The sequence below is a fragment of the Globicatella sp. PHS-GS-PNBC-21-1553 genome (genome assembly GCF_033564055.1).
GTDB lineage: Bacteria > Bacillota > Bacilli > Lactobacillales > Aerococcaceae > Globicatella > Globicatella sulfidifaciens.
On record NZ_CP085470.1, the window covers coordinates 2,342,493 to 2,361,044 of the forward strand.

Annotated in this window: 16 protein-coding genes; 2 read left to right on the forward strand and 14 right to left on the reverse strand. The window is 37.2% G+C overall.

Features of this window, described 5'->3' with window-relative positions; genetic code table 11:
• Positions 1-63: 63 nt before the first annotated feature.
• From addA to LB888_RS11260, 7 genes are all read right to left on the reverse strand, one after another.
• Positions 64-4,047: a helicase-exonuclease AddAB subunit AddA gene (addA, locus tag LB888_RS11230; RefSeq protein ID WP_318752979.1), complete on the reverse strand. Its 3,984-nt coding sequence runs from the start codon at positions 4,045-4,047 to the stop codon at positions 64-66.
• On the reverse strand, positions 4,048-7,401 hold the full coding sequence (locus tag LB888_RS11235; RefSeq protein ID WP_318752980.1) for a PD-(D/E)XK nuclease family protein: 3,354 nt from the start codon (positions 7,399-7,401) through the stop codon (positions 4,048-4,050).
• Positions 7,349-7,597, reverse strand: coding sequence for a hypothetical protein (locus LB888_RS11240; RefSeq protein ID WP_318752981.1), 249 nt, complete (start codon positions 7,595-7,597; stop codon positions 7,349-7,351). Before LB888_RS11240 ends, LB888_RS11235 begins: the two co-directional genes overlap by 53 nt.
• Before the next feature lie 519 nt (positions 7,598-8,116).
• Positions 8,117-9,034, reverse strand: coding sequence for a manganese-dependent inorganic pyrophosphatase (locus tag LB888_RS11245; protein ID WP_318752982.1), 918 nt, complete (start codon positions 9,032-9,034; stop codon positions 8,117-8,119).
• Between the two features lie 50 nt (positions 9,035-9,084).
• Positions 9,085-9,825, reverse strand: a complete 741-nt coding sequence (trmD, locus tag LB888_RS11250) for a tRNA (guanosine(37)-N1)-methyltransferase TrmD (protein ID WP_318753984.1) — start codon at positions 9,823-9,825, stop codon at positions 9,085-9,087.
• Positions 9,815-10,336 (reverse strand): ribosome maturation factor RimM, encoded by a 522-nt coding sequence (gene rimM, locus LB888_RS11255; protein ID WP_078755917.1) that lies wholly within the window; start codon positions 10,334-10,336, stop codon positions 9,815-9,817. The genes trmD and rimM overlap by 11 nt, the downstream gene beginning before the upstream one ends.
• Complete coding sequence (locus tag LB888_RS11260) at positions 10,336-11,532, reverse strand: MFS transporter (protein WP_318752983.1); 1,197 nt, start codon at positions 11,530-11,532, stop codon at positions 10,336-10,338. The genes rimM and LB888_RS11260 overlap by 1 nt, the downstream gene beginning before the upstream one ends.
• Before the next feature lie 130 nt (positions 11,533-11,662).
• On the opposite strand from LB888_RS11260, the gene LB888_RS11265 reads away from it, so the two are divergent.
• Positions 11,663-13,366: an NFACT family protein gene (locus LB888_RS11265; protein WP_318752984.1), complete on the forward strand. Its 1,704-nt coding sequence runs from the start codon at positions 11,663-11,665 to the stop codon at positions 13,364-13,366.
• A gap of 169 nt (positions 13,367-13,535) precedes the next feature.
• On the opposite strand, the gene pyrR is transcribed toward LB888_RS11265, so the two are convergent.
• The 5 genes from pyrR to LB888_RS11290 all read right to left on the reverse strand — a co-directional run bounded on the left by pyrR (position 13,536) and on the right by LB888_RS11290 (position 16,815).
• The gene (pyrR, locus tag LB888_RS11270; protein ID WP_071407566.1) at positions 13,536-14,075 is read right to left on the reverse strand and encodes a bifunctional pyr operon transcriptional regulator/uracil phosphoribosyltransferase PyrR; all 540 of its coding nucleotides are present in this window, start codon (positions 14,073-14,075) and stop codon (positions 13,536-13,538) included.
• A gap of 88 nt (positions 14,076-14,163) precedes the next feature.
• Positions 14,164-14,559: a rhodanese-like domain-containing protein gene (locus tag LB888_RS11275; protein ID WP_078755913.1), complete on the reverse strand. Its 396-nt coding sequence runs from the start codon at positions 14,557-14,559 to the stop codon at positions 14,164-14,166.
• A gap of 8 nt (positions 14,560-14,567) precedes the next feature.
• On the reverse strand, positions 14,568-15,542 hold the full coding sequence (locus LB888_RS11280; protein ID WP_318752985.1) for an ROK family glucokinase: 975 nt from the start codon (positions 15,540-15,542) through the stop codon (positions 14,568-14,570).
• A gap of 13 nt (positions 15,543-15,555) precedes the next feature.
• Positions 15,556-16,251 carry a rhomboid family intramembrane serine protease gene (locus tag LB888_RS11285; protein ID WP_318752986.1) on the reverse strand — a complete coding sequence of 232 codons (696 nt, stop codon included), beginning with the start codon at positions 16,249-16,251 and terminating at the stop codon, positions 15,556-15,558.
• 12 nt (positions 16,252-16,263) lie between these two features.
• On the reverse strand, positions 16,264-16,815 hold the full coding sequence (locus LB888_RS11290; RefSeq protein ID WP_318752987.1) for a 5-formyltetrahydrofolate cyclo-ligase: 552 nt from the start codon (positions 16,813-16,815) through the stop codon (positions 16,264-16,266).
• A 186-nt stretch (positions 16,816-17,001) separates the two neighbouring features.
• Here LB888_RS11290 and LB888_RS11295 point away from each other — a divergent pair, with 186 nt between their 5' ends.
• Positions 17,002-17,421, forward strand: coding sequence for a hypothetical protein (locus LB888_RS11295; RefSeq protein WP_318752988.1), 420 nt, complete (start codon positions 17,002-17,004; stop codon positions 17,419-17,421).
• Between the two features lie 52 nt (positions 17,422-17,473).
• On the opposite strand, the gene LB888_RS11300 is transcribed toward LB888_RS11295, so the two are convergent.
• Both LB888_RS11300 and rplS read right to left on the reverse strand, forming a co-directional pair.
• Positions 17,474-17,641: a hypothetical protein gene (locus LB888_RS11300; RefSeq protein ID WP_318752989.1), complete on the reverse strand. Its 168-nt coding sequence runs from the start codon at positions 17,639-17,641 to the stop codon at positions 17,474-17,476.
• Positions 17,642-17,859: 218 nt separating this feature from the next.
• Entirely contained in the window at positions 17,860-18,207 is a 348-nt protein-coding gene (gene rplS / locus LB888_RS11305) for a 50S ribosomal protein L19 (RefSeq protein ID WP_066123339.1), read from the reverse strand.
• Between the last annotated feature and the right edge of the window lie 345 nt (positions 18,208-18,552).

Consider the following 18,552-nt stretch of genomic DNA (forward strand, 5'->3'; position numbering starts at 1 on the left):
AGTTTAGCAAATAATCACCTTCAAGACTATGGACTTTTGTATTATATATCAGAAATATTGCAACTAAAAGGTATATAATTCGTCATAACGATACACTACATTAAAATCTAACAATACCAAACATACATCGTTAACTGGCTTAGCTTTGGCTTGACTCAAGGCTTGTGCATACAAACTCAACTGGAATTTATACTTATCGGCAATTAATTCAATTTGCTCACTGCGCGGGATATTACCATATTGACGATAGCGGTCTGTCTTATAATCCAATATAACCAACCCATCGTCTGTTTCGTAAAAGGTATCAATAATCCCATGGACTAATAATTGATCATCGGCCAACTGTGGCATTGTTTCCTCGGTTAACTGGGCTTTAAACAACCATTTAGCAGGCAATAAATAAGAAAAGGCTTGTTCACGTTGTAAGGTTTGATGATGCTTAAATAATTGTTGACCATACGGGTCTTTTAAGAACCATACTAAAGTCTCCACTTTAATTAAGGCCGCTTCTTCTTGTGTTAAATACTTCTCACTCACTAATCGGCTGATTTCACTTGCCACCCAGGATTCAATCGCTTCACCTTGATACTGTTCAAAGGCCAAATGTTGCATCACAAAGTGGGTTAAGCTACCGATTTCGGCATAAGTCATCGTTTTTGGTTTCATAAATTGTGGCGGTTCAAAGGTGTCCTGTGTATAGCGAATACTCTGAATCCCTGCTTGTTCAGTGACGTCAGTTGCTGACGATGCTGCTGACTGATTGTTAGTAGCGAACAACTGCCCTTCTCTTGGCTTGAGTTGATGGTCCGTTGCAGTATTGACTGGCTTAGTTCGGTCAATAAAATGACTTAATTGATCATGTGCCGGTTCTTCATACAAACGTTTTAACTCAGATACCGATTGATAAGAGGACGTATGACTCGCCAATTGATACGGATAGACAGGGTTAGCTAGTGCGGCCATTGTTTGCGCTAAGGATGAAAGTGGTTCATCCATCGAAACTTCTTCTATCGCTTTCAGTGTAAAGTCGAGCCAACTTTCTTCGGTGATGAATTGTCGTTGTTGAATTAATTCGCCTTGCGTTTGGAAAATCTCTGCTTGATTTTTAAAAATAACATCAACTTGTGCTATATCAAAATCAGTAACTTTTTCGGCTAAAGTATCCGGTACTGCTAATGCCTGACGAATCCATTCTAACCATGAATTAGCGGCTTGACGTTCTTGTAAGACGACTAATTTATCTTGTTTATCGGTTAATTCACGGGTTTTTTCATTTCTTTCTTGCCACTTATCTTGTGAATCAATCGTCCCAACTAGAATTAATTGTTGCTCACAACGGGTTAAAGCCACATACAGTTTACGCATTTCTTCCGCTTTAGCTTGCATGTTTTTTTCGATTTTTATAGCTTTATTTACCATCGATGGGTATTTTAACATCGTGGTAAAATCATATAAATCGGTACCCATGCCTGAGTTTTTCGATAAAACATAGCGTTTATGATTAATATCTTGCATATTAAATTGCTTTTCAATATTCATCAAATAAACAATTGGAAACTCTAATCCCTTACTACCATGCACGGTCATCATGCGCACATAGTCTTCATTATCGCCTAATAAGACCGGTTCAGCAATATCTTGATTATGTTCAGTTAATTCTTCAATATATCGAATAAAGCCAAATACCCCTTTAAAATTACTCTTTTCAAAGCTAGCGGCTTGTTGGTAAAACGCATGTAAATTCGCTTGACGTTGGGCTCCATTAGTTAAGCCTGCAACATAGTCTAGGAAATACGTTTCTTGATAGATTTGCCATATCAATTCGACTAAGCGTTTCTCACTGGCAATCGTTCGCCAATGAATCAGTTGTTGATTAAATTGTCTTAATCGATCCGCAAGCGCATCATCTACTTGAGTCATATAATCTAAGACGGCTTCATAATAAGTTCCACTAGGATGATGAATCCGGATTTTACTTAAAGCTTCATCGCTCAGTCCGACAAAGTATGATCGTAAGATCGCCACTAAAGGCAAGTCTTGTCGGGGATTATCAATGATTTTTAAGAGTGCAATCATTAATTGAATCTCTTGTCTTTGGAAATAAGTATCGATTTTTTGCGCATTAATCGGTATCTCATACTGTTGGAAAGCCCGTTGAATTTCTAAAAATGGCTTTTTAGTAGACGATAAGATGACAAAGTCGCGGTACTCCACCGGTCGCATCCCTTTGGCTTTTTTATCATAGACTTGCCACTTAGACAGTACTTTTTGACGGATGTCTTGGGCAATTAAATGGGCTTGGGCTTCAATGGAACTATCAAAAGCGAGTTCATCTGCTAGCTCATCGGTATCAGTCGCTTCTTCATTAAAGCTGGTTGGCACTGCTTCTTCATCTTCCCCGGCTTTTTCATGCAATAAGAGTTGAATGTTAAAGCGCGGTGAAGGCGAAACGGGTTCAAAGGACAGATTACCCGTTTTCAAGGACTCTTGTTCGCCATAATTCATTTCACCAAATTGCTCATCCATAATGCGTTCAAACACATAATTGGTAAATTGAAGCACTTCATCGCGTGAGCGATAATTTTTATCTAACACAATTAATTCGCCGTCTTCATGTGCTTGGTATTGCCGATATTTTTTCATAAATAGGCTTGGTTCAGCCATACGGAAGCCATAAATCGATTGTTTGACGTCCCCTACCATAAACAAATTACCGGTTAAATCTGGTCGTTGTTCATGTGATAACCAAGATAAAATTGTCGCTTGAATTTCATTAATATCTTGGTATTCATCGACCATGACTTCTTTAAAGAGATTTTGATAATAAGTAGCGGCAATGCTGGCCTCACGACGTCCAGTCTGTTGATTATAAGGGGCTAAAATATTTAAGGTTAAATGCTCTAAATCATTATAATCAATAATATTGAGTTTAGCTTTATGCTGAGCGACCGCCTGTTTAAAGTGTAAGGTCAGTTGGCTTAATTTATCAATAATCGGTGCTAACTGGGCTTCGACTTTCTCTAGTTCAGGATAAGCTAATGGAAAGACCGGTTGCACATTTTTGGTAATCAATGTTTTGGCTTGATCACGGGCCACTTTCATCGCATCGATTAAGTCGCCTTCTTCGGTCTTACGTGGTTTACTTGGCCAACGCTTAAATTCCACCCCCGCCAACATATTAGCAAAGTTCGCTAATTGATCTTGGTATAGATTATCTAATAACTGACCGATCATTTCTCGTTCAGTCGCTAAGAAATCCCCATATTTTTGTGCTATTTCATCACTAGCACCTGCTAATAAGTTTTCAGCTTTTAATAATAATTGATAAGCCGATTGAAGATTACTTTGTAAATTAGGTGCTAATTGTTGTTTGTATAAAGTTGTTTGACTAAACTGATTAAAATCACGACTATATTGCGATAAGTTTTGTAAATAGATTTCTGGTTCAGGGTGGGACGAAGAAAATAGATGTAAGTTAAGCACTAAGTCAAATAAATCTTGGTCGCTTCTAGGATTAGCATAACGACTTAATAATTCTTGTAAGTCATTCGCATCCAGTCCGGTCACCTTGCCCTCAATAATATCAGCCACTAATACTTCCCAAACATCTTGGAAAATCAAGGCCTTTTGAGTCTCGTCCACTAGTAAAGTAAAGCTCGGATTAAAATCAATTAAATAGAAAAATTGTTGAATCACCTGTAAGCAAAAACTATGCAAGGTCCGAATATGGGCTGCCGGTAATTTAGCAATTTGTTCTAAAAAGAGGGCTTGTTTGTCTTGGTACTCCGGTTGGTAAATAACCGCTTTAAGTTTGGTTTCCATCCGTTCCTTCATTTCCTTAGCGGCAGCTTCGGTAAAGGTGACCACTAGTAATTCATCGATTTGTGCAAACTCTTTACGGATATGGGTTAAGATTCGCTCAATTAAGACCGTCGTCTTACCCGAACCCGCTGAGGCTGCGACCAGTAAGTTAGATCCTGTTTGTTGAATCGCTTGCCACTGTTCGTCATTGTATTGCGCATCTTTAGGTTTTGGTTCAATTAACATCTATCCTTCCTCCTTCCCTTCAAAGTCAATTTTCAATTGGTTCATAACTTCTTTAGCTTTGATCGTTTTACGGCGATATAAATGATAATGTTCGGTAGCATCAAAGCCTGAAATGACTCGATACCCCGGTTGTAAAGCCGTTGTATAAGGATTATCTTTATACGGCGCTAAGTCAATACGACCCGACTGCATTTCTTCAGCTGCTTGGATAAAGCGCTCATCGGTCATGCGTAAAACTAATTGTAAATCGTCACCACGAATGACTTTTGAACTGGCCTTATATTGACCATCTTTCTTTAATGATACTGGATAAATCAAACTATCCGACTGTTCCTCAATATCGGGATCAATTTGCATTAAATCCGCTTCATCAGCGGCTACAAAACCATGTAAAAGATTATTTTTTAATTGGGTATCATAAAGGGCTCCTTGAGACGCTTGGGCTAAGACATCTGGCGTTACCTCATTAAAATTATGAATCAATGGCTGATAAAAAGCCCCTAATGCTTCAAACTGCGGATAGTTTTGTAAGGCAATATTTAAATAAGTTAAAATTTGTAAATCATGACCATAATAAGCATCTTCTAGCTTAAATTGCTTTTTACCTGACTTATAGTCAATGATTTGTAATTTATTCGCCCCCACTAATTCGTCAATACGGTCAATTTTCCCGGTAATATATAATTTACCGCCACTGGACAATGGGTAACTCATCCCTTTTAAATCATGTTGTGGATTCACCCCAAAGATGGCTTCCGTCTTTAAGGTGCGCATCTTAATTTTAGCTTGTTGTTGATAGCTAAATTGTAAAAAGCGCCATAATTGTTGATCAAGTTGTAACTTAATGGCCTGCATTCGTGGATGACCACTGAAAATATTGAATTTCCACTCTTGATTAATGGCCTCAATGCTTTCATTTAAAATGACCCTTAATTCTTCAGCGGTTAAATTGACTAAAGTACGACCGGAAGCAATAATTTTAGCCATCACCAAGTCCAATGCATGATGGAAATAATCCCCGGTTTTAGCCGCGTCAATTTCATATTGTTCACGCTCTTTTAATCTTAAACCATAGGTTAAAAAGTGACTGAATGGGTCTTGGTAATATGCTTCGATCTTCGACACAGAGGCTGAAATATTTTGGCCAAATAAAGCGATGGCGGTTTCAGGTGTGAGTGCCGTTGGTAAAACATTGAATTTAAAAATCTGCTGAACCAACTGTTGCCAATTCTTTTCAATGGCTTCTGGCGCATACAATACTTGATGTAATAATTGTTTTTGTTGATGCGTCATCGGCAAACTATTTTGATATTGATGACGTAATACACCGAGTAAAGGTGATAATTGCATTGGCAAACGTCCTAATTGATTGCTGTGGATCTGTTCATTTAAAAAAGGATGTTGTTCACTCCCAAATGATTCTACTTTAAATTGACAAGCTTTAATCAGATTTAGGATATAAGGTGAAAATTGTCTTTGTGACTCGCCTACACTGAGTGCCACTGAAAAATATAATTGATCGGTCGCATCTAATAATAATTGATAGCCAATGAGCTGTTCCATTTGATTGCGTTGCTTCGCGGTATCGGCAAGGTTTTGATGTGGTAGTAAACGTTCTTGAATTGCCACACGATTATCTTCTGTTAAGAGAGAATCACTGGTATAGGTCTTCGGTAAACTATGATCATCGGCTCCTAGAATAAAGCAAATTTTAGCCGGTTGCACTTGTGGACTTTCAATACTGGTAACCGTCACTTGATCCATCGTTGGTGGAATAATATGATAGGTCGCTTGTTGTAAACCAGTTAGTAATAATTCAGCAAACAACGCTAATGACAAGTTCTTTTCACCATAAAGTTGATGGAATTCATCTAAGGCATCCATCAATACTTGCCATACTTGTTCAAAGCGACGTGACAACTCAATTTGCCCCCGTTCAATCGCTTTATCGCGCAAAGCCACGAGACGCTGTTGGACTTGGGTATCGACTAATAATTGATATAACCATTCTCCAGCTTGTTGACCTAACAGTCCTTTGTCCCAACGACTTAAGGGTTGATATAGATAGGATACTAACCACTGACGCCAACGACTGACCACCTCAAAAATGGTTTCATTCGTTTCATCACCTTGATAATTCACATAACTTTGCTCTGATTGCGGAAATTGCCAGTCAAACTTTTCACTATAAAAGCGGAAGCCAAAATAACCATTGGCAATTAAAATATTTTCTAGGAGGGATTTTTGATGGCGTGCCTCTTCAATGTTCCCTTCAAGCCATTCCGGCATTAATAAATCCGATTTGATGACAAGCATTAAGTCTTGATAACGCCAATGATTTAAGGACAAATTGAGTACTGCTTCTAACCACAAGACTAAGGGATGTTGCGACATATTGGCTTCATGGTCAAAAAAGTAAGGAATCTGATTCATCTCAAAGATTGGTCCAAGCATTTGTTGATATAAATCCATATCACGGGTTAGCACTAAAATATCACGATAACGATACCCTTCAATCGTCACTAAATAATGGATTTGATTGCTAATATGACGTAATTCACTTTGCACTGTTTCAAATTGCCAAAAATAATGATGTGTTGTGGCGTTATTTAAAGCTTGTGGCGCTAATAATTGTGATTGTTGTTGTTGGAAACGTGCGGCGACTTCTAAAATAGCGGGCTGATAATTAAAATAATGCGCTTGAATCTCCCAATCGGGCAACACTTCAAAATTAAATAATTGTCCATAATGTTTAAGTTGACGATAAGTGTCTTTTACTACTTGAACCATTGGTAACCATTCAGCACTGCTAATTTGGGATTGTTTAATCGGTAAAGTTAACCATACCCGTTTAAATTTTTGAGCGAGGTCTACTAATAATTGATATTGTTGTGCATTAAAGAAATAATGATGGTCCACTACCAAATAATGATGCTCAAATGCTTCATGTTGGGCTAAATAGTGTGATAAATCCAAATACGTTTGATAATTAGCTAATGATTGCGTTTCAATCGTATCAATAAAAGCGGTATATAATAATTGTAATTCTTTAATACGTTGCGCTTCCATATTTAAAATCGTCGCATCAATGACTTGTTCACTCACCATATCATCGGTTAAGGCTTCTGGATTGACATTGCCTTGATATAACTCTTCGAATAGCGCCAATAATTTCTCAACGAAACCTAAGTGATGTTGTTGCCCTTTATAAACAATCAATTGGTCTTGATATTGATCTAATATTTGCTTAATCACCATCGTTAACCCGATATCAGATAGATTAGTCCGTTGATGTTGTTTCTCATCTAACATAAACCAGGCCAAACGTGTAAAGCTGACCACTTGAATGTCCATCATGGCCGATTCTTGACGTCCGCTCGTTTTTTGACTTTCTTTTAGTACAAAGGTTCTCCATGTCAAACTTAATATGTTCCGGCACTAAATAATAAATAATTGCTTGCGGATCTTGTGCTTTAATTTTAAATAGCTCTTGAATTAGGGGAGCTTTTTTATTAACTGACAAATCGCCTGTTACAATTTGTAAAGCCATACTCTCGTCCCTCCTTATAATAATATCGATAGTCCTATTGTATCAAATTCACTTCTGTTTAAAAATAGCTCCTGGTTGATTATTGATGAATAATGCATGATCCACTCACAGATAATTCTTCATGCTTTAGGGTAAAATGAGTGATGCTAACTTTTATTAGAACGCAAAAACTATTTCTCAAATCAATTAGTTTTTGCGTTAATTATAGTCTCCACATGATTGGGAGTAGACCAGAAGTAGAAAATGAAATGATTTTCGCTTCGTCGTCCTACCCTCAAAAAGAAGTTTAGCCAATACAATTGAGTCATCTCCTTGCTTATAGGAGCCACTGGCACCATGCAAATTTAGCCCCAACAATTGAATAAAATCTGCTTCTATATTGCCTAACGCCAGAAACTGGATGGATAAGGACAAACAAAAAAAGACCGAACAGAAATACATGCTCGGTTTCGCTTCAAATAGTTAGTTATTGCTATTTTCAGGAGGCAGTCAGATTACCTTTCTGTCAGTCTTGTTTAATTATTTTTCGTAAGCAGCCGTTAATTGCGGTACGACTTGTTTCTTACGTGAAACGACACCTGGTAATAATAGTTCATTGTCGGTCACCGTAGTACCAAAAGCGGCTTCTACTTGTGTAAAATCATCACCAGATACTAAACCGAATGAATTGCTTTCTAAAATATCGGTTACGATTAACACGAATAAATCATATCCTGAAGCATCCATTGCAGTTAATAATTCAGCTTTTTGCGCTTGCATTTCTTCGAAACCAATCGCATTTACTTGCGCAATACGTACTTTTCTACCATTCATATCGAATGATTTCGCATCTAATGTTAATAATTCATCAATTGTTTTAGTTGATAAATTGGTTCCTGCTTTTAATAATTCTAAACCATATTTTTCTAAATCAACTTCTGCGATTTTCGCTAATTCACGCGCTGCAGATTCATCTTGATTCGTGCAAGTGGGTGATTTAAATAATAAAGTATCAGAAATAATAGCCGATAACATTAAACCAGCAATTGATTTTGGAATATCATAATCATGTTCCTTGAACATTTTTAATAATACAGTAGCGGTACATCCAATTGGTTCAGCGCGGTAATATAGAGGTTGCGCTGTTTCAAAACCAGCAATACGGTGATGATCGATGACATAATCAACAGTCACATCCGCTAAATCATCGACTGATTGTTGGGGTTCATTATGGTCAACTAAGGCAACATGCTCAACTTCGTTCGCAACCGTGGTTACCACACGTGGCGCTTCGACATTAAAATAATTTAAAGCAAATTCGGTTTCTTCATTTGGGGTTCCTAAAGCAACAGGCTCTGCGACATATCCTTGACGCTCTAAAAAGAAGCTCATCGCAATGGCTGAAGCAATCGTATCAGTATCTGGATTTTTGTGTCCGAACACTAAATATTTAGACATTTATTAATTCCTCCTAAAAAGGTCTTTTCTATATTTTATCATATCTTAAGCTATTTTAAATAAATATTTTCATTTTCTTGTTGAATTTCTGTTAACCATTCTTGTTCTTGTTCTGTTAAATCGGCTTTCTCAAGTAAGTCTGGTCGTCTTTCATAGGTTTTGCGGATAGCTTCTTTGGCTTTCCATTTTTCAATCTTTTCATGATGGCCACTTAATAAGACATCTGGAACGACTTTTCCTCTGAATTCTCTTGGTCGCGTATATTGTGGATGTTCTAATAAATGACGTTGATGTGACTCGTCTACAATTGAGTGGGCATTTCCTAAAACTTCGGGAATTAACCGGACGGTCGCATCAATCATCACCATTGTCGGCATTTCACCATTGGTTAAAACATAATCACCGAGTGACACCTCATCGGTTACATAATCACGAATTCGTTCATCGAAACCTTCATAATGACCACAAATAAAGATTAATTGTTCTGCTGTTGACCATTCTTGAGCCATTTGTTGGGTAAAAGGCTTGCCGGTTGGATCAACTAAAATGACTTTCGATTTATCTTTACGTTCAATTGCTTCGAGTGTTTCGACAATAGGCTCAACGCGTAATAACATGCCCGCTCCGCCACCATATGGATAATCATCAACATGGCCATGTTTATTGACCGCTTTTTGACGAAAATCATGTAAATTTAAAGTCATTTTTTCTTTGTTTTGCGCTTCCTTCATTAAAGAGGTATTAAGTGGTGCAAACATTTCTGGGAATAAAGTTATCACATCAATTTGCATCATCAATCAAACCTTCCATCAATTCAATTGTCGCTATACCATTAGCTAAATCAACTTCTTTCACGACATCATTAATAAAGGGCAATAAAACATCTCGTTTTTTCGGTTCATGACGTTTAACCACCCAAACATCATTCGAACCTAACGATAGAATCTCCTTAACAGTTCCTAATTCATCACCATCGGTTGTGATAATCTTTAAGCCAATAATTTGATGATGATAGAATTCATCTTCAGGCAGTGCCTGTTGTTGGTCTTTTTCAATCGCTAACCAATAATTTTTATAGTGTTCAATATCATTAATATTATGGATTCCTTCAAAACTCAAAATATAAGTCCCTTTATGTAAATAAGCATCCGCTACGGTTAATTTAGTTAGCACCTTGTCTCCATCGACAATCGCTAATTTTTCACCTGGAGCAAAGCGTTCATCAGGAAAATCCGTATCCGCAATGACTTTAATTTGGCCTTTAATACCAAAAGTATTGACAATTCGCCCTACTTTATACATTATCCTTCCTCCTTAATCGCACCATTTTGGGTAAAACGTTCTGACATATATAACATTAAAATGGTTAATAATCCTAAATAAATCGGTAAAATTCCCATGCCTGTTACTTTCGTAATCCAACCAAAGATAGGTGGCATCGCCATTGCACCTACATAGGCACTGGCCATTTGTACCCCAATAATGGCTTGTGATTTATCTTTTCCAAAATAATGTGGTGACATATGAATAATACTTGGATAGATAGGTGCACACCCTAATCCCATAATAATTAAACTAATGAGCGCAATCACTGGCATTTTGATTGGCAATAATAACAAGATAATGCCGGTTACTAGTACACCGATCCCGATGCGAATCATTTGCTCGTCATTAAATTTAAAGGTTAAGAAGCCACTCAGCGCACGTCCTACCGTGATACCGATATAAAATAAGGCAGCATAACCGGCAGCAGTCTCAGGTTCAATGCCTTTTACTAAGACAAAATAACTACTTGCCCAAAGTCCTGCAGTCGATTCAATCGCACAATAACAAAAGAAAGCAATCATAATTTCTTTAGCGCCTTTTAATGATAAAATTTCTGGAATACTCAGTGGTTTGCCTTCAGCACGTTTGCCATTGCTTTTGGCTTCATGCGTTTGCCATAAAGGTAAGCTAATAAAGAGACTTGTCGTTAAAACAATTTGAATGATCGCAATATATAAATAACCACTTTGCCAACCAGAACCATTCGTCAAGGCATAAGACATAATATAAGGCCCAATCGCTGCTCCTACACCCCACATACAGTGTAACCAGCTCATATGGTGACTCTTATAGTGTAAAGCAACATAATTATTTAATGAAGCATCGACACTGCCGGCACCTAAACCATAAGGAATCGCCCATAAACATAACATCCAAAATTGATTGCTAATTGAGAAACCAAATAAAGCCATCGCCGTTAAAAGCACACTAAAAGCCGTTACTTTACCAGGGCCAAATTGCTTCGTTAAGCGATCACTTTGCAAACTGGAAATAATCGTTCCAAAAGAAATAATCAACGAAATAACGCCAGCATAAGAAACATCAACTGCTAAGGTTTGATGCATTACGGGCCAGGCAGAACCTAATAAAGCATCCGGTAAGCCAAGACTAATAAATGATAAATAAATCATGACTAATAATAAATGAATCATGTAACCTCTCCAATCTAACATAATAACCTTCACTATTATACGACAGTTCGTGTAAATTCGCTATCAAAACCGTTTATTAATCGCGATAACTTTCACTTTAGTTGATAATCATGTAAAATGTACTTATATCTCTTTTTAGGAGGAAACAAGTATGACGTTTGATGGCTTTTTTACACGTGCCTTAGTCAAGGAATTAGCGGACCAACTGATTGGTGGCCGTATTTCCAAAATATATCAACCTTTCGAGCAAGAATTACAATTGGTAATTCGTAATCATCGCACCAATTATCGTTTAAATAGCTCGATTCATCCCACTTACTACCATTTAGGTTTAACAGATGAGCGTCCAAGTAATCCCACTCATGCACCGATGTTTTGTATGTTGATGCGCAAACATTTAGAAAATGCCATTGTGTTAGACATCCGCCAAATTGACAATGATCGTATCGTGCAATTTATTGTCAGCGGCTTAGACGAATTAGGTGATCAACAAAATTACCATCTTTATTTTGAATTGATGGGACGCCACAGTAATATTCTATTAGTCAATCCGGCAAAAAATACGATTATTGACTGTATTAAACATGTCTCCCCGAGTCTTAATAGCTATCGTGGGTTACAACCAGGGGCTGAATATGTTCAACCACCCAAAAATCCACAACAAACGAATGTCTTTGCTTTAACCGATTTAGATAGTTGGGCGAGTGAACATCATCAGCTATTAGCAGATGGCCTCGCTTCACGCATTATTGAAGGATTAGGAAGACTCGGTGCCAGTGAAATTGAGTATTTAATGAATCATGAAAAAATGACAGCCAGTGAAGCCATCAATCAATTGATGGCTGCCACAACTAATGCACAACCCACAATTTTCAAGCAAAAAAATGACAAATTATCCTTTTATTATTATCCTGTTAAGCATCTTGAAGCTGAACAAATTCACTACCCTTCACTTTCAACTTTATTAACAGCCTTTTTCCAACAAAAAATTCACTTAGATCGTATTCGTCAATTATCAGGCGATTTAATACAAAGAATAGAACATGTGATTGAACGCAATCAAATTAAAATCGCCAAATTAGCAGAAGATCGCAAAGTAGCCCAAGCTGCGGATACCTATCGGATAAAAGGTGAACTCTTAAAAGCGTATGCTTACCAAATTGAAAAAGGTCAAACAGCAGTAACATTGGATAATTATTACGACAATAATCAACCATTATTAGTTGAACTCGATCCACGGTTATCAGCGATTGATAATAGCCAAAAATATTTTAAAAAATATACTAAATATCGTGATTCATTAAAATATATTGACCACCAAATCCAACTGGCTGAAGCTGAAAATGAGTATTTAGAAACAGTACTTGTCCAAATTCATCAAGCTGATTTAGAAGACATTGAGGATATTAAAGAAGAATTAGCCAACGAAGGTTATGTCGCACAACGCAAACAAAATATTAAAAAACGTTCAAAATCCACTTCAAAACCAAGACGCTATCGCAGTGATGATGGGGTGATGATTTATGTTGGACGCAATAATCATCAAAATGACGAACTCAGTCTTAAAAAAGCCAGTAAAAATCACTGGTGGCTCCATGCCAAAAATATCCCTGGTTCTCATGTAATCATTGAAAGTGACCAACCAAGTGATGAAACCATTACGCTAGCGGGAGAACTCGCTGCTTATTATTCTAAGTTTAGTGATTCAGCTTCCGTGCCGGTAGACTTATTACAAGTCAAACATTTACGCAAACCCAATGGCGCCAAACCGGGCTATGTGATTTATGAAGGACAACGCACAATTTATGTGACACCTGATGAACAGAAATTACGTACCTATCAAATTGACAATTAACTCAATTGGCTATTTGAGTTGAACCTGTCAAGTATTTAGCAGTCCAATTGGTGACGAGCAATATCTTTCGTCTATCACAATGATAAAAATAGAATAAAAAAACTGAAGTTACAGGATTAGTTGAGTGTCGAGTAGACGGCACAGCTAAATCATAACTTCAGTTTCTTTTTTATTTGACAATGACCACTTGGTCTTCACCATTGTCGACTTCACTTAAGCGTACCGCAATTCGCTCTGTTTTGGCAGTTGGTACATTTTTACCCACAAAATCTGCTCTAATCGGTAATTCGCGGTGTCCACGATCCACTAAAATAGCTAATTGAATATGCGAAGGACGATGTTGGTCTAAAATCGCATCCATCGCAGCTCTAACGGTACGTCCGGTATATAATACATCATCAACGATGACGACTTTTTTGCCCGTTAAATCATGAGTAAAGCTCGCTTCAGTTACTTCTGGTTCATCGGAAACCGTCGCATGAGTCAAATCATCGCGATAAAAGGTAATATCTACATAATCGACCGCTACTTCATGCCCTTCAATTTCTTTAATCTTTGTCGCAATGCGATTTGCTAAGTATTCGCCACGCGTTTTAATCCCGACTAGCACAACGTCCTCTAATGTTTTATTACGTTCTAAGATTTCATGGGCAATGCGTTTAAGTGTCCGATTGATGGCCATTTCATCCATTAAAATATTTTCAACCATTTCAACACTCCTTTCAGTGTGATAAAAATAAAGATCGTCATAGCCCATTAAAAATGAAACTACCACCATCTTTATTGACTAAAATATACTATTTTCTTGATTTCACTTTGCCGCCCCAAGTAGAGAAGCCATTTTTCAAGATAAAGACATTATCATGTCCATTTTTCTTTAAAATACGAGCACAACGTGGTGCTAAATTACCATCTTCGTCGTATAAATAAACGGGTTTGTCACGGCGTACTTCGGCTTGACGTTGTTTAAACTGTGACATTGGAATATTGCGTGCCCCTAAAATGTGACGCGCCTCGAATTCCGGCGTTTCACGCACATCCACAATTTGTGCTCCAGCACGTAATGCTTCTAATTCAGTTGCTTCAATCATCTGTGCGGAATTACGTGCAATCCACCATAAATAGAGTAAGTAGCCACCATAAATAACTAAACCTAAAACAATTAACGCTAAAATGAATTTCAAAATTTCCATTAAATTAATTACTCTCCTAACTCATCAACTGGTACTAATCGAGCAGCCCCAATAACACCAGCATCATTGCCAATCGTTGCTAAACGGATTTTAGTGACATCACGTACTTGTGGGAATGAATATTGACGGTGATATTTTTCAACACGTTCTTTTAAATAATTGCCAGCTGCCGAAACGCCACCACCTAAAACAATCGTACTTGGATTTAAAATATTCGCAATATGGGAAGTCGCGATACCTAAATAGTGAGAAAACATATCAACTACATGTTCACTAAATGTATCGCTATCCTTTGCCGCATCAAAAATATCACGAGCCGTTACTTGATCGCCACTATCAATACGTGCTTTTATCGTTGAATCACCTGCAAATTCATTTGAATAATGACGTGCAAGATTAACAATTCCTGTTGCTGAAGCAACCGTTTCTAGACAGCCTTTATTACCACAAGTACATTCAAAGCCATTTTCCGCATCAACAAAAATATGGCCCACTTCGCCTGCTGTACCACCGACACCATGTAATAATTTATTATCTAAAACGATACCGCCACCAACACCAGTACCTAAAGTAAACATCACGACATTGGGTTCACCATTACCGGCACCTTTCCATTGTTCTCCTAAAGCAGCCACATTCGCATCATTATCAATATAAAAAGGTAAATTAAAAGCTTCGGCAAATTGTTTTCCAACTTCTTGTAATTCACTCCAGTTTAAATTGTAAGCACCAATAACTGTTTTATTTTCAGCATCTACTTTCCCGGGAGTTCCCATTCCGATACCGTAAAAACTTTCCTCTGTTAAATTTAATAATGATAATTGCTCTTTAATCGAATCAATAATATCCGGTACAATATGCACACCATCATTTAAGATATTCGTTTGAACACTCCATTTTTTTTGAATTTCTCCTTCGGGTGTTAAAATTGCTAATTTTGCTGAAGTGCCACCTAAGTCAATCCCAATAATTTTTTTCTCCATTTTTCCTACTCCTTTAAAACTCTCTTTGTATCCCAATAAAAATAAATAAAATCAATAATAAAACGATACTGATGGATAATAATAATCTTTGTTTCTTCGTTAATGGATGATATTGTTTTATACCAATCGCCGCAGTCATCAAAGCTCCCATTAAAGCGCCACCCATGTGGCCCCAATTGTCGATCGTTCCAGAAAATAAATTCATCAAGACATTAATAACAAATAGTGTCAGAAATGTTTGGCCACGCTGTCTTAAATAGTATGATTGTGGATATAAACGCCCCAATACAATATAAGCTGCAAATAAACCAAAAATACCAGTACTAGCCCCTGCAGAAAGAGACCCCGTACTCGCTAAGCCAAATGAAACGACATTTCCACCTAGCACACTGATTAAATAAATAACTAAATAGCGTCCATGACCTAATATTTTTTCCAGTTCAATCCCCACAAAATAAAGGGAAACCATATTCATCAAGATATGTTCAATTCCAATATGAATAAAACCGGCAGTCAATAACCGCCACCATTCATTAAAATGAACAATGAAAGGTCTAAAATTTGCACCTGCTCTTACTAATGCTTCACTCGATTGTGTCGTACCAAAAACGAATAACATCCATATAAAAACAGCAATATTAAGTGTTAATAAAATATAAGTTACAAACGGCGCCTGACGCCACCATTCAGGATTTTTAATTTTTTCCATTATTGCTCCTCTCTATCTCGCAATGAAGAGCTTTTTAACAGGTTGATCAAATGATTCAACAGGCAATAAATCATTGTCGACCATTTGAATGGGAAAAACAAGCGAAACCGTTTTGGTGGTAGGTAATTTTGCTAATAGACGATCATAATAACCGCCACCAAAGCCGACTCGATACCCATTTCTTGAAAAAGCTAAGCCTGGTACAATGATTAGATCTAATAGCTCAGGTTCTAGTCGTTGATCAGTCATCGGTTGCACTACTTTGCGATAGACAGTTTTAAGTGTGTCTCCTGTTTGATAAGGAGCAAACTCTAATTGATAATTGGGAGCTAAACAAGGTAAATACACTTCATAACCTTGTGCTTCTAATTCTTCTAATATAGGTAAAACATTAACTTCAGGATGAAAGCTATAAAACAAAGCGATTCTTTGAACATTAATAGTTTGTAAATACTCAAAAAATTGTTGCTTTAAATCATTTTCCCATTGATGTCGTTGTTCATTATTCAAATGTTGAAGATTATTGATAATATCTAATCTAAGGGTTTGTTTATCTTTTTTCATAGTACCTCCCTCTAAGTTTACTAGTCTATTTTAACATATTTTAATGAAAAATGGGAGCGTTCTTTCAAGTAATAATAACGTTAGCAAAATCATGTCTAGAGTGGACAAAATAGCATTAGATAAAGTTAAGCTTATCGTTTATAACATTGGATACAAATTGGGAGTGGACCAAAAGTAGAAAATCAAATGATTTTCGCTTTGTCTGTCCACCCCCGCACAGTTGGGAGTGGACCAGAAGTAGAAAATCGAATGAGTTTCGCTTTGTCTGTCTACCCCCGCACAGTTGGGAGTGGACCAGAAGTAGAAAATCGAATGATTTTCGCTTTGTCTGTCTACCCCCGCACAGTTGGGAGTGGACCAGAAGTAGAAAATCGAATGATTTTCGCTTTGTCTGTCTACCCCCGCAAAATTGAGAGTGGACCAAAAGTAGAAAATCAAATGATTTTCGCTTTGTCTGTCCACCCCCGCTCAGTTGGGAGTGGACCAGAAGTAGAAAATCGAATGATTTTCGCTTTGTCTGTCCACCCCCGCACAGTTGGGAGTGGACCAGAAGTAGAAAATCGAATGATTTTCGCTTTGTCTGTCCACCCCCGCAAAGTTGAGTAGGTCTCAAGCAAGTCATTAAGACGCAGATTGAGACCACTCAACCACTGCGTTTTTAATTTAATAACAATACTTGATTGAGTTTACCAAATTTATCTTTAACCTCATTAAGACGCAGATTGAGACCACTCAACCACTGCGTTTTTAATTTAATAACAATAACTTGATTGAGTTTACCAAATTTATCTTTAACCTCATTAAGACGCAGATTGAGACCACTCAACCGCTGCGTTTTGAATTAAATAGATATGCCTGGACAGAATTTAAAAAGTATTTGCCCAGCGTCTGTTTAAATTAAGGTGAGAGCATCGGGCTCATAGCGTAATTCAATTCTAATAGCGTAACCCAGTGACGAATGGTATTTTGGTGAATATCTAATTGTAAATAAAAAAAATACCCGATTGACTGACAATGCAATCAACCGAGTATTCAAATCTTTGATTATCTAGTACGTTCTTTAATTCTTGCTGCTTTACCAGACAATGCACGAATGTAGTATAATTTCGCACGACGTACGCGACCTTTACGAACAACTTCAATTTTCGCTACACGTGGCGTATGTAATGGGAATGTACGTTCTACACCTACACCATTTGAAATTTTACGAACTGTAAAAGATTCGCTAATTCCAGTACCACGACGTTTAATAACTAAACCTTCGAAAATTTGCACACGTTCGCGTTCGCCTTCGACGATTAATGCGTGTACACGAACTGTATCACCTGCACGAAACTCAGGGATATCGTTACGTAATTGAGCTGCAGTAATTTTTTCAATTAATTTACTCATGTTTTTTTCTCCTCTTCTGACAAACACTCATAGATAGCAGAAATGTCTATCCAGCGGAATATCGTGATTTGGGGTCCGTAGACCACTCTTATTATTATACAATAAAAGATACGGTTGTAAAGAGCTTTTGCGAATTTTCTTTAATCCAGCAGAAATTCATGTGTTCGAAAGTTACATGAGCTACTTAAATGGTGAAGACTCTCCTTTTGAGATGGAATCTAGTAAAATGTGATGAAATAAAAAATATTGAAATTATATATCCAAAGAATAACTCAATCAAAATAAAGATCTATGACTATGTAGATACTTATTCGCAAATCTATCATACATCTGATGAAAAGCATC

Excerpts from the sequence above, each read along its gene's own strand:
- addA (WP_318752979.1), bottom strand. The coding sequence starts at position 4,047 with ATGTTAATTGAACCAAAACCTAAAGATGCGCAATACAATGACGAACAG.
- LB888_RS11235 (WP_318752980.1), bottom strand. The coding sequence starts at position 7,401 with ATGGACATTCAAGTGGTCAGCTTTACACGTTTGGCCTGGTTTATGTTA.
- LB888_RS11240 (WP_318752981.1), bottom strand. The coding sequence starts at position 7,597 with ATGGCTTTACAAATTGTAACAGGCGATTTGTCAGTTAATAAAAAAGCT.
- LB888_RS11245 (WP_318752982.1), bottom strand. The coding sequence starts at position 9,034 with ATGTCTAAATATTTAGTGTTCGGACACAAAAATCCAGATACTGATACG.
- trmD (WP_318753984.1), bottom strand. The coding sequence starts at position 9,825 with ATGCAAATTGATGTGATAACTTTATTCCCAGAAATGTTTGCACCACTT.
- rimM (WP_078755917.1), bottom strand. The coding sequence starts at position 10,336 with ATGTATAAAGTAGGGCGAATTGTCAATACTTTTGGTATTAAAGGCCAA.
- LB888_RS11260 (WP_318752983.1), bottom strand. The coding sequence starts at position 11,532 with ATGTTAGATTGGAGAGGTTACATGATTCATTTATTATTAGTCATGATT.
- LB888_RS11265 (WP_318752984.1), top strand. The coding sequence starts at position 11,663 with ATGACGTTTGATGGCTTTTTTACACGTGCCTTAGTCAAGGAATTAGCG.
- pyrR (WP_071407566.1), bottom strand. The coding sequence starts at position 14,075 with ATGGTTGAAAATATTTTAATGGATGAAATGGCCATCAATCGGACACTT.
- LB888_RS11275 (WP_078755913.1), bottom strand. The coding sequence starts at position 14,559 with ATGGAAATTTTGAAATTCATTTTAGCGTTAATTGTTTTAGGTTTAGTT.
- LB888_RS11280 (WP_318752985.1), bottom strand. The coding sequence starts at position 15,542 with ATGGAGAAAAAAATTATTGGGATTGACTTAGGTGGCACTTCAGCAAAA.
- LB888_RS11285 (WP_318752986.1), bottom strand. The coding sequence starts at position 16,251 with ATGGAAAAAATTAAAAATCCTGAATGGTGGCGTCAGGCGCCGTTTGTA.
- LB888_RS11290 (WP_318752987.1), bottom strand. The coding sequence starts at position 16,815 with ATGAAAAAAGATAAACAAACCCTTAGATTAGATATTATCAATAATCTT.
- LB888_RS11295 (WP_318752988.1), top strand. The coding sequence starts at position 17,002 with ATGATTTTCGCTTTGTCTGTCCACCCCCGCACAGTTGGGAGTGGACCA.
- rplS (WP_066123339.1), bottom strand. The coding sequence starts at position 18,207 with ATGAGTAAATTAATTGAAAAAATTACTGCAGCTCAATTACGTAACGAT.